This is a genomic window from Pseudobacteroides sp. (genome assembly GCF_036567765.1).
In the GTDB taxonomy this organism is placed as follows: domain Bacteria; phylum Bacillota; class Clostridia; order Acetivibrionales; family DSM-2933; genus Pseudobacteroides.
In genome coordinates, this window is sequence record NZ_DATCTU010000074.1 from 101,339 (window position 1) to 113,605 (window position 12,267).

At 36.0% G+C, this 12,267-nt stretch carries 12 protein-coding genes; 3 read left to right on the plus strand and 9 right to left on the minus strand.

Going from position 1 to position 12,267, the window contains the following annotated elements; all coding sequences use genetic code 11:
* Nucleotides 1-65: 65 nt before the first annotated feature.
* Nucleotides 66-1,190: a hypothetical protein gene (locus tag VIO64_RS11040; protein ID WP_331918089.1), complete on the minus strand. Its 1,125-nt coding sequence runs from the start codon at nt 1,188-1,190 to the stop codon at nt 66-68.
* Nucleotides 1,191-1,319: 129 nt separating this feature from the next.
* Here VIO64_RS11040 and VIO64_RS11045 point away from each other — a divergent pair, with 129 nt between their 5' ends.
* The 3 genes from VIO64_RS11045 (at nt 1,320) to VIO64_RS11055 (ending at nt 5,455) form a co-directional block, all read left to right on the plus strand.
* Nucleotides 1,320-1,988, plus strand: a complete 669-nt coding sequence (locus VIO64_RS11045; protein ID WP_331918091.1) for a response regulator transcription factor — start codon at nt 1,320-1,322, stop codon at nt 1,986-1,988.
* A gap of 1 nt (nt 1,989) precedes the next feature.
* Entirely contained in the window at nt 1,990-3,450 is a 1,461-nt protein-coding gene (locus tag VIO64_RS11050) for a HAMP domain-containing sensor histidine kinase (protein WP_331918093.1), read from the plus strand.
* 121 nt (nt 3,451-3,571) lie between these two features.
* Complete coding sequence (locus tag VIO64_RS11055; RefSeq protein ID WP_331918095.1) at nt 3,572-5,455, plus strand: hypothetical protein; 1,884 nt, start codon at nt 3,572-3,574, stop codon at nt 5,453-5,455.
* A gap of 23 nt (nt 5,456-5,478) precedes the next feature.
* Here VIO64_RS11055 and VIO64_RS11060 read toward each other — a convergent pair whose 3' ends face one another.
* The 8 genes from VIO64_RS11060 to VIO64_RS11095 form a co-directional block, all read right to left on the minus strand.
* Complete coding sequence (locus tag VIO64_RS11060) at nt 5,479-6,174, minus strand: response regulator transcription factor (protein ID WP_331918097.1); 696 nt, start codon at nt 6,172-6,174, stop codon at nt 5,479-5,481.
* A gap of 103 nt (nt 6,175-6,277) precedes the next feature.
* Nucleotides 6,278-7,714, minus strand: coding sequence for a HAMP domain-containing sensor histidine kinase (locus VIO64_RS11065; protein ID WP_331918099.1), 1,437 nt, complete (start codon nt 7,712-7,714; stop codon nt 6,278-6,280).
* Nucleotides 7,715-7,726: 12 nt separating this feature from the next.
* On the minus strand, nt 7,727-8,476 hold the full coding sequence (locus tag VIO64_RS11070; RefSeq protein WP_331918101.1) for an ABC transporter permease: 750 nt from the start codon (nt 8,474-8,476) through the stop codon (nt 7,727-7,729).
* Nucleotides 8,463-9,188: an ABC transporter ATP-binding protein gene (locus VIO64_RS11075; protein ID WP_331918103.1), complete on the minus strand. Its 726-nt coding sequence runs from the start codon at nt 9,186-9,188 to the stop codon at nt 8,463-8,465. Before VIO64_RS11075 ends, VIO64_RS11070 begins: the two co-directional genes overlap by 14 nt.
* 58 nt (nt 9,189-9,246) lie before the next feature.
* Nucleotides 9,247-10,488, minus strand: a complete 1,242-nt coding sequence (locus VIO64_RS11080) for a hypothetical protein (RefSeq protein ID WP_331918105.1) — start codon at nt 10,486-10,488, stop codon at nt 9,247-9,249.
* A 119-nt stretch (nt 10,489-10,607) separates the two neighbouring features.
* Nucleotides 10,608-11,246 (minus strand): cyclase family protein, encoded by a 639-nt coding sequence (locus VIO64_RS11085; protein WP_331918107.1) that lies wholly within the window; start codon nt 11,244-11,246, stop codon nt 10,608-10,610.
* Nucleotides 11,247-11,486: 240 nt separating this feature from the next.
* Nucleotides 11,487-11,744: a hypothetical protein gene (locus tag VIO64_RS11090; RefSeq protein ID WP_331918109.1), complete on the minus strand. Its 258-nt coding sequence runs from the start codon at nt 11,742-11,744 to the stop codon at nt 11,487-11,489.
* 73 nt (nt 11,745-11,817) lie between these two features.
* On the minus strand, nt 11,818-12,021 hold the full coding sequence (locus VIO64_RS11095; RefSeq protein ID WP_331918111.1) for a hypothetical protein: 204 nt from the start codon (nt 12,019-12,021) through the stop codon (nt 11,818-11,820).
* Nucleotides 12,022-12,267 lie beyond the last annotated feature (246 nt).

The following is a 12,267-nucleotide window of genomic DNA, read 5'->3' on the forward strand; positions in this document are numbered from 1 at the left end:
TTGTATATTCAAAGTATCCCAGGCACACTTCTGCCTGGGATATCTAATCTTCAGAAAACTAAGAATTATTGAGGTGTACTTTCAATGCATATCTCTCCAGGAAGAGAGCTCATTCCGCTTATTATAATATAGAAATCCTTTGAAATACTTTCCCCCAAGTCAATTACAAGTTCATTATCATTTTGAGTCAGCATCTTTTTAACAGGACTACCAATGCCATTTACTATAGTATAAATTCCAAACCATCGCTCCACAGGTAAATCCTCACCATCAAATCTTACAAGAGCAGCTGCCGGATTAGCCTTATTATTTGCTTTAATCTTCAAGACCAGCTTTTGCCCGGCTTGGGACTGGAATTTACCATTCTCATCAAAATCAAACCTATAAACCACTCCATAATTATAGCAGTTTTTCATAACATCATCCTGGGCGTTTAAGATATTGATATTCACATTATTATTTACTTCCAATGCATTATACTTGTCTTTATTTGCCAGCATTATGTCGGATATGCCAATCAGTTCATTTTTATTAATATTGGGTGCATCGTAGCCTGTAACGAGAAACCTGAATGGTGTTTCCGGGCTTATGGTCGTAGGCGATGTTATCTTATATGCAAGCTGTGCAGAATCTCCTGATCCCCTCAAATCTGCTATACTTCTAAATTCGTTTTGATACTCCTCATGCCTTTCCCTGAATAATTGTGTAATTTCCCTTTTTGCATTTGAAACATTACTCACCACAAAATCGTCAACACAGTTCATACTGCCCAAGTCCATAATGTATTCGTCACAATATACCTTCTCCCCACTATACATACCTCCATTTTTACTTAATGATAATTTCAATATCCCGTTAAATAGATCATTCTCGCCATCACTGTAGTGCTCCGGTAAATCATACAGACAAACCCATCTTGCTTGTCCTCCCGGCACGCTTACAAAGTTTGAAACTCCTGACAAATCTCCCTCCATCTGAACTTTACCGCTTGTCCCACTGTCCCAATAGTCCCCCCACACATCAAGAACAGCTGTGCGACTGGTTTTAGCATCTATAAAAGCTCTTGCCATAAGATTCACATCTACAGCCTCTTCCTCAGTATTATAAATTAAAATACCATATCTAACCCTTTTTGAATTTCTGTATTTATTCCCATGTTCCCAATAAATATTTGCATTACCGTTAACCAATGATAAGATAATAACTCTTACTTTTGATCGTAAATTCAAAATAGAAAGAGTTGTTAAGAGATTGGTTTTACATCGAACAATCCATGGTGTAAAATATATTTGAATCAGGAAAATCAGAGGTATCATTCTATGCCAGATATGTTAAAAATACTTATAATTGAAGACGAAGAACCGATTGGGGAGCTTATCCGCCAAAATGTCATTTTAGGCGGCTTTGATGTTATTACGGCAGCTGATGGAAAGGCAGGTCTTGATATTATTCAAAACCACAAAGTTGACCTTGTTGTTCTTGACCTTATGCTTCCACAAATAGATGGCTACCAGCTCCTGCCCCATATAATCGACAATGGTATTCCAGTTATTGTACTAACCGCCAGGGACAGCATCATGGATAAGGTGAAGGGACTCAACCTTGGTGCTGATGATTTTATGACAAAACCTTTTGAGGGTGTTGAGCTGCTGGCAAGGATAAGAAGTATTTTAAGGCGTGCCAAAAAATATTCGCTTGAAAGTACCAAGGCGGAGTTTGACGATATTACAATCCTTTTTGAACAGAGGAAGGTTTTAAAGGGCAGTGAGGAGATAAGCCTTACCCCAAAGGAATTTGACCTCTTAAGAATCGTTTATGAAAATCGGGGTATTGCATTGTCTAGAGAAAAGCTCTTAAATATCGTTTGGGATTACGATTTTGAAGGAAATACAAGGACCGTAGATATGCATATTCAGAAATTGCGTGAAAAACTGCAAACCCACAGAATTTCGACTGTATACAAGTTTGGTTACAGGATGGAGCTTTGATATGAATTTTAAAAAGAAAATACTCCTGCTGTGCTTTATCGTCTATCTGCTTGCCATAATACCTGTTTTTATAATCACCGTTAACCTGAGCTATCAGAAGAATCTCCAGATGGCAGTAGACAGTGCATTGACAGAAGAACAAAACATTTATAAAACCTCGGTAATCTATATGCTGTCCAAAAGCTCTGCCGCAAGAAGCTCTTTTAGCAAGGTACAAGATAATTCTACTTCGCAAAACATCTTTGATATTAAAGATTATGTTGCTCCTCTCGTAGATATGTACCAAAATGACATGACATTTCTGGAATTTTTCTCATCCGATGAAAAACCTGTAACTGCAGAGAAATTTAATAAAGCTGCTTTGCCTTTAAGGGTTGAAGTAAAAGAGGCACAGATTAACGGCAAGGTGTATATACTGCGAACCATTAATGAAAAACATTATGTATTTATAGCCCGACTTATTGATATTGAAGGCCAAAAACTGGTTCAATCATTCATTAAGGATATTACCCACGTAGATGACCAAAGGCAGACGCTGATTGGTTTTTTTGCTTTGGCAGCAGCTACTGGAATGCTGATTGTTGCAGCGGTAGCATTTCTGCTGACCAAGGTACTTCTACGGAGGGTTGATATACTATCTGAGGCTGCAAACAAAATTTCCTCCGGCTGCTTTGATCATAGGGTCAAAATTTCAGGCAGGGATGAAATTTCCTTCCTTGCGGGCAGGTTTAACACCATGGCGGTTGAAGTGGAAAAAAGAATTATTGAGCTTAAGGATGAAAATAATAAAAAGCAGAGGTTTATAGACAGTCTGACCCATGAAGTTCGTACTCCTCTTACTGCCATAATCGGCTATTCAGAACTTCTGATAACAACAAAACAAAGTGAGGAAAGCTACTACAAAAGCCTTGGATTTATTAACTCTGAAGGAAAGAGGCTTCTTAAACTGACAAACAATTTGATGGACTTTATACTGCTTAAACAAAGCGGTTTAAAACTGACCTCCTGCAATGTAGCAGAATTGATAAAAGAAGTCTTAAGTATAGTTTCAGTAAAAACCAAAGAAAAGGACATTCAATTAAAAAATATCACTGATATGAAATATGACAATGAACTGTTAAATTTGGACAGAGATCTCATGAAGCTGGCAATATTAAATATTATTGATAATGCGATAAACGCGTGCACTGCAGGCTGCAACGTTGAAATTTGCTTTTATAAAACAGAAAGCCGCTCAGTCATTTTAATAAGAGACAACGGCAAGGGAATAAGTCAGGATGATCTTGAGAAAATAACCGAACCCTTTTACAGAGTGGATAAATCCCGCTCAAGAAAGTATGGCGGTATGGGTCTAGGTCTTAGCTTATGTGATGAAATAATAAACTCCCATAATGGAGAGCTCATTATTGAAAGCAAGCTGAACCAAGGGACAACAGTGCTTATGGAATTTCATTCCTCTTAGGACTTGCTTATGCCACATAACAAAATTTACAACTTCTTTACAACTTATATATCTCTCCAATATTTCCTTTTATTATTATGTAAGTATCGATTTAATCATTTTGCAGAAAGAAGGTGGCTTTATGAAGCTTAAGTTAAATAAAGTAGTTCCAATAGGTATTTCAATAGCAATGCTAACTATGACGGCTTGTAGTGAAAGGCCTTTAAAGGACAACAAAGTCTATTACGCCAAAGAAACACAGGCAAAAAACACTCCCTCCAATATTGCCATTAAGACCCAGGGAACCGACAGGTTTTTTGATTACATGAGACTGATTTCACCCGGTGATGAAAATAGGATAATCGCTTCTGTTTCCCCTGATAAAAAGAGAATTATATTTATAGACAGACTGGCCTATACCGAGAATTACAGGATAAAGGGCGAGAACTACAGCAATGCTGAAATTATGGAATATAACACCGAGACAAAGACATCAACACTCATCGGTTCAACCATGATCAAAACAGCCAAATGGAATAAAAGCAGCGATAGGATGGCTTTCATTGACAGCAATAATATGCTCAATGTTTATGATACCAATAAGAAGCAAACCTTTTCAGTTCCTAATACAACTGGAATAAATTCTTTCGTATGGTCAGAGGATGGAACGAAAATATACTTCGGTACAGACTATGAACCAGATTGTGGTACATTCTATGTTGACTCAAAAACTACAAAATCCTCATTGAATTCAGGTGAAAAATACTTTTTAAAAGGGTATCTTGATGAGAATTACAGGTATGCCATTAAAACCAATGTTCCTGAGCAATACAAGGATGATAAGGATATGGGCAGAAAGTACTCGACAAAAAGCCTTGCTGTTATAGATAATAACAATATAGTTGCAAGAGAGTTTGATTATATTAATATAAAAGATTCCTACAAGCGTTCTCTGCTCCTCTCGGAAAATGATGACAGAGCTCTGTATTATTATCAGGACATCGAGCAAAAGGAACCTAAGATTATAACCACTGAATACATTTTAGACACAAGATTTGTTGCTGGGGGTAATTTTATATTCATTACACAGGACCCCGCGTCGGACGGCAACTACTTCTACCTCAATTATGCCGACAATTCAGGAAACATAATCTCTAAAGAAAAAATGTTAAGCTCAAGAATTTATGTTGCACCTGACGGTAAAAGCGGGATTGGAAATTTAAATTTCTATAAAGTGTCATTCGGTGGTAGTCTTAAAGTACTTACAAACGATACACCTATCCCTTACTTCAGCCAGGAGGATCAAAAGGTTGTGGAGGCAATACGCGGTGCCGTTACAATGTATGCCACAATGACTTATGATAAGGAAATGGATTTTTCCAGATACTTCACCAACAGCCAGAACCCTGAACAAAGTGCCCTTTATGAAGTCACAAACAAACATGAGATAATGAAAAAGGCTAATAAAGATTTAGGTGATAATAAAGCAAAAAATGATAAAGCCAACAGCTATATTATTGATATAATCCTTAAGGATTATAAGCCAGGAGCTGCATCTAGCCATCCATATATAAACTATTACAAAACAGGCGAGACTGAAAGAGCAAATGCTAATATAGTGTTTACAACAAAGGAATACTTGGTATCAGAAGCCTACGCAGGAGTTAACCTCGATTTAATAAAGCAAAACAATAAATGGCTGGTAACGGGGATAAGCACTTTTCCCAGCACTCAAACAGCCAAAGACGTTAGGAAAAGAGCTGAACAATTGGTTAAAAAGGTTCAGGACAACGGTATGTATGGAGGCATATTAAAAAATAAGGCTGTAATTGTAGGGCAGGTGCAGTTCTGGAGCCTTAGTGAGCCCCACTTTGCCCCAAGCATTGAGGCTGCAAACCATGCATTGGTTTACCTCAAAGCCAATGATAACGGCACTGAGAAAGTATACAAGATGACTCTTCAAAAGCAGGGCAAAAGTTGGGATGTAGTAGGCGTCAGGGAAAACAGCAGCTATGGATTGTTTTAACAACCACTTTATATTTTACAAAGTTAAATCCTGAACCTGTAGCCTGCTCCCCAAACGGTTTCAACATATTGAGGATTGGAGGGATCCGCTTCAATCTTCTCCCTTATTCTCGCTATATGCACTGTAACAGTTGCTGTATCCCCAAGCGAATCAAGCCCCCATATTTTTTCAAAGAGCTCTTCTTTGCTGAAAACCTTGTTTGGGTTCATAGCCATAAATAAAAGAAGATCAAATTCCTTTTGGGCAAGACTGACCTCTTTCTCGTTGACACAAACAATACGGGAGTCTTTTTGTATCTCAAGGCCTCTTACCTGTAAAACATTGCTTGGTCCATTATTCCTATACTTGTTTTTTAGCCGCTCATATTTTCCAAGATGTGCATTAACCCTTGCCACCAGCTCTCCTGGGCTAAAGGGCTTGGTTATATAATCATCGGCCCCCAAGCCTAAACCCCTGATTTTATCTATTTCTTCCTTCTTGGCAGAAACCAACAATATCGGTATATCTTTCGCGTCCCGTATTTTCCGAAGTATCTCAAATCCATCAATACCAGGCAGCATTATATCTAAAATTATTAAATCGCATTCATTATCCTCCAGATACTTAAGACCACTTGTTCCATCAGAGCACACATCAACAGAAAAGCCGCTGATCTCAAGATAGTCCTTTTGGAGCTCTGCTATACTTTGATCATCCTCAACAATTAAAATATTTTTCATATAGTACTAATCCTTTCAATTCCTTAAGCTGTAAAAGCTTAAGTTAGCTGTACTTTTAGATACCAATTTATATAAAACTATATAGTTCGGTATCTATATGATATCATAATTTTTTAAGTGAAAAAAGAATACTGGTGCCCTCATTTTCCTTACTAATACTCCATATTTTGCCTTGATGCCCCTCAATTATCTGTTTTGCTATGGCTAAACCCAGCCCGCTACCCGCCTTTGTACTTCTGGCGGTATCTGCCCTGTAGAATTTATCGAATATATATGGCATATCATTTTTTGGTATACCTACACCATTATCCTTTATCTGCACTATTATGTTATTATCTTTTTCTCTTAATGTTACCTCAATAGTTCCCTTTTCTTTATTCATGTACTTTTTTGAATTGTCCAGTACATTTAAGACAACTCTTCTTATTTGTGTCCTGTCTATATACAAAAATCTATAGTCAGGAAGCATATTAACAAGCTCTATTTTTATATTGGCCTTTTCAAGCTCAGGCTCTATTTCTTCTATACAATGCCTGAAAAAGTTGTATACATCGGTTCTCTCAAAATTAAACGGCATCTGGTTCAAATCAAGCTTGGAATGGAAAAGAAGGTCATCTATCATTGAGTCCACCTGTACTGCCTTGGAGTAAATGGTCTTTAAGTACTTCTCTACCTTTTCAGGACTATTTGCAACACCATCTAAAATACCTTCTACATACCCTTTTATTGAAGTTATTGGTGTCTTAAGATCATGGGATATACTTGATATAAGCATTTTTCTGTTATCTTCAAATTTTGCCTGGGTATAAACCGATTCTTTAAGTTTTAATCTCATTTGCTCAAAGGACTGGCACAAATCCCTTATTTCGTTGTCACCCTCCACAACAACTTCATGGGCCAGATTACCGCAGCTAATCTCACTGGCAGCTGATTCAAGACGCAAAATAGGCTTTAAAATGCTGTTGGAGAATGAGTAAGTCAGAATTAAGTTGGTAGCAATGTATGCAAGAAAAAATACTACAATAACAAATATTATGAAGTCTTTAGATGCAATGACATCCTTATCAATTTGGGCAAGTAATATAACATAGCCTGTAGTAGCATCAGGATATGTCTGATTTATTACCTTGACTATGTAAGGGGTCCCATCCAATTCAATAGTGCTTCTAAAATAATTGTGTTTGGAAAAGTCCAGACACTTTTCGATATCAGTCTGGCTGAAATCCTTGGAAGAATACACTGTTTTGTTATTCTTTATAATTACTGCATAAGTTTTTATACTAGCTAACCTGATTGTAAGCTCTTTCTGAAAATCCTTGTCCAATAAAAACTCGGGGTTTTTCTGAAATGTACTGCTGTTGGCCTTAAAAAGCTCATACTCAACGGTGGTTAAATCCTGTATGCTTTCAGAGCTTATACTTGTGTTAAATATGGTAAATGACACAAAAACATATATACTGGCGGCTATAATGGTAATCAGCAAAGGAACAATCATTATAGCTATATTGGTAAATACAAGGTGTTTGTGAAGTCGACTCATAGAATCTCCCTTTTAAAGTTCTTTTTTGTCAAACAGATAAAACCCGCCGGAAAAAGCCATAAGAGAGCATGCAAGCATTATAAGAAATTCCCTCGTTACTATTTGTACGGAAATATCACCCGTCCAACGGCTGTACCAATCTAACATAGATGTTATAAACATTATTTTATAAGAACCAAATAAAAATTCAAGCACTTTAAACCCAAGAAAAACAATTGTCGAAGCAAAAAAGGCCGCTGTCCCGTTTTTAAAGAGATTTGCAAGAAAAACTACCATTAACGCCACAGTTAAAACCGGAAAAATGGATATTAAATATGCGGACACGATCTTTAACATATGCATAAAGGAAATGTTTCCAGGGTTAAAAAGCATCCCGATCAATGTGGACAGTGACATAACCACGAGTAAATTCATAAAAACAAAAAAAGCTATTGCTACTATTTTTGATAAGAACAGCTTCAGCCTGGATATAGGTCTCAGTATTGCGATCTTCATTGTGTTTTGCGAAAACTCTCCCGCAAATATATCAATTGATACAAGTGCAGTAAACAAAGGAAGTATTGCATTAACAAATATGAATAAAACCAACAGAGGAAACTCAGCCTTGTCAGCAGCTCTCGAGCCTATTCCAAACCTTATTCCTACTACTACCAGCTGGCCTAATATTATAGCTATGATGGATATAATAATGGCCACAATGGCTTTTCTTTTTTTAAAAAGTCTTTCTATTTCATTTACTGATGCGGCTCTAAGCTCTTCCATGGCTGTCAACCTCACTTATAAAATAGTTTTCCAGAGTCGAGTAATCCTTTAAAATATTTGAGGTGTAATCTTCATTTATAAGCTTTCCATTAAAAATTACACCAACCCTGTTACATGTGAGTTCCACATCATGTATCAAATGGCTTGAGATAAAAAAAGTAGTCTTTTCTTCATCGGAAAGTTTCCTTATAAGATTTCTGATTGCTACCATACCCTCAACATCAAGCCCATTTAACGGTTCGTCCAAAATAACCAGTTTTGGATTTGGTAGTATGGCAGAAGCAATGCCAAGTCTCTGCTTCATACCAAGAGAAAAGTTCCTGGTCTTCTCATTTCTGTATTTCAGCATCCCTACAATATCCAATACTTCATCAATTCTTATATCATCAATATTATCATAGTACCTGGCAATTTGTTTCAGGTTTTCATAAGCCGTAAGATAGGGGTAAGATTCAGCTGTTTCAATTATGCACCCTACATTCTTCATGGCTTTTTCATATTGAGAGGTAATACTGTGTCCGAATATCCTGACATCTCCGGAGTCCGGCTTCATCAATCCCGTCATGACTTTCATTGCAGTTGTCTTACCCGCACCGTTTGAGCCTAGAAAACCAAAAACATCGCCCTTGCAAATATTTAAATTGATATCCCTAATACCCCGTCCATTTTTGTATACTTTGTTGAGCTCTTGTATCTCAAGCACTACTTCCATAGCAATTCCTTTCATTAGCCTCGAACTTTAAAATATAGATTGAAAGATTAATACAACTTTATTCAAATACCCTGCTAAAATTATTATCAAACGAAAGGTCTTTGTATCGACTGCCATTATTGCTGAAAAATATCTTTCCATTTACGGTATCGAAATTTATATATCCTGTCTTTTCACTGCCGGTTGAGTCAATATATGTGTATTTTGCACTGGCAGATGAATCTATTAGAGTTGCATCAAAATCAAATGTTTCTTTACTTATAAAATAATCTTCATAACCACTGACATATTCTTCTGTATAGCTGCCTTTAAAGTTGGTATCATCCAGTCTTGCCAGTTCTACTATTCTTTCGCCTATCTTTTCGTACTTTCCGTCATTCTGAATAACAATATCATTTTTGTACATCCCTTCAAACTTTTCTGTAATATTGCTGACTTGATTTTCCTTATTATTGGTTTTTTCAACTTTTTTGCCTGCAAGATCAGGTTTTACAACTCTTGTGGAATTTATATTATTAACTTTTATGGTTATTTCTGCAGAAAGATCATGATTAATTCCGTCAAAATCCTTTCCTGTTATTGTACATGCAGCCGCAACATCTTCTATAAGCCCATTTTTATTGGTAGTTGCTGTTCCTCTTAATTTCTTTATGTATACATCATCCTTCAGATTGGGATACTTTACATCACTTTTCTCATAGGTTCTAGAAGATATTTCCTTGCGGAATTCAAAGGATGTCACAGCGTTGATGATTGCAGGAATTTGACCCTCATCAACAAATCCGCTGAACTTTTTTGAGCCGTCTTCTCTTTTCTCATAGATTATACAATCTTTAAGATTGCCTATAAATAAATCAAATAACTTTTCAAGTTCATTAGTAAGGGAATCTTCAAAAGGATCTATCTCAACCTTTGCATAGTCTCCGGAATTTTCATAAATATAATAGGTGTCATTGCTAGAATCATATGATACAGATATTTCCTTATCATTGTAGTAGTAGTACGACTGCTTCTGGGTGTTGCCATACAGATAAGTGTTATGCTCCTCATTAGCAGTTCTGCTTTGCTTCTTGACTTCTTCACTGGACATTATAAGTTTGCCGTTATCTTTTATACTTGTACTTGTCGTAATTGTATAGCTGCTTAAGTGCTTATCCATACTCTTGAATGTATATTTGATGCTGTCCTTCAACTGATCGTAGCCAGATTTGTTGGTTATGTCTGCAAAAGCCGTCGAAACAAAAATTATCAGCCCTAAACAGAAGCAAAAAGCCATCAAAAACCTCTTATTCCTACCCATTTGTACCGCTCCTTATGTTTTTCTACAGGATAACCCCTAATCTTATTGTATAATATAATATATTGAAATCCTATAAAGTAATTATAAACAATTTATTAATAATATTAAAGCAAATAAAATTATTCCAACTCAAGCAAAACTCCCCTTACAGGACTCCCATCCGCTCCCTCAATTTTTAATGGCAAGCATGAGAAAAAATACCTGCCTGGTTTAACATCTTTAAGGCAGAGCCCTTCTATAACCCCTATACCATTTGAAAGAAGAATGTTATGGGAATGGAACCCCTCCGAATAATACCCGTCTATTGAAAGATAGTCAATGCCTAATGTTTTAACTCCCTTTTTAAAAAGAAATTCTGAAGCTGACTTGTCCAGATATATATAATCCTTATCAAATTCTTTCTCTTCACTGATTTGACTGTTGCCGGTTTTAAAGAAAACAACGTCCCCTTTCTGTATATCCAGTCCTTTTATATCTTCCTCAGTTATGCATTCCCTGACATCCAGCTCAAAGACGTTTACATATCCTATATATAGGGACAAATCGAGACTGGCTATGTCGTGCAGTGGATCAAAAAAGTGAAGCGGTGCATCAATATGCGTCCCTGTATGGAGCCCCATATCTACACCTGTTACATTGCAAACATCTCCATCTTTGATTGATGACTTACTATAGAAATTTACGCCGCTGTCACCAGGCCAGACTGTCATTCCCGGCTTTATACGCCTGCTTATATCAATAATACGTTTAATTTTCATAAAAAACTCCTTGATTCCCTTGACATATGCATACTCAATGAAAAGTTACCGAAAAATGTAGAAGCCGGAAGAGAGCACAGTTTTTTACCCCTGTACACACAGAAATTATTTCCTCTAAAAACCTGTATAAATGTTTTGCAATATTTAAAAATGAGACATGATTATTGCAAAACATATAGCTTCAATCGGAAATAATTAATTATAGGAGCTATGATTTAATACTATTTAGATAGAAATATATCACTCAAGCCTTATTTCAAATTTATCAAAATTAACTTTCTCCACAAATTGTTCATTTGTAAAAAACGTTCTCTTAAAATAAGCAAACTCCCTAGTATTCTTCTCAAGCCATATAGGAACCGGTATACCGATTTCCCTACACAAATCTATTAAACACTTCTCAAGCCTCTCTCTGAATTGCAGTGAAGTATCTTCCTCCACAACAAAGGAGTCCTTGAGAATTATAGTATCCCTAACTATTCTACCATATAACTTCAAATTTTACATCCTCTCAAATTTGGCATGGCTAATGCACCTAAGAGAATATTGGTCATAGTAATAATGCAAAATATCACTCGTCGGTAGTCTCTTTTGAAAAGTAAACATACACTCCACACATTATATTGCACTTACCATCAATGCCTTCACAATATTCAAATGGTATTTTCCCCACCTGTTCATCTCTTTCGATAACACATTTTTGGAGATTGCAATAACCCATACAGCCTCGTAAGCGTTTAAAAAAAGTAGATTTTTTGTAATATGAGCAGTACACTTATAAGCCTCCCCTGCTTATTTTGCGTAATTAACTCTAAATACGTCCCCTACCAAAGCTAATTATTGAAATAAAATCAACCGTATGCTAAACTGCATATAGCTGAATAAGCAATTTTAAATTATAATTAAATATTTTTAGTAATTATTTAATTTTCAGTTAAATACTTTTAACATATACAATTAAATAATACTATAAATATAAAATTATGGGAAGATATATTTTAAAAATAATAAGTTTTTCCTA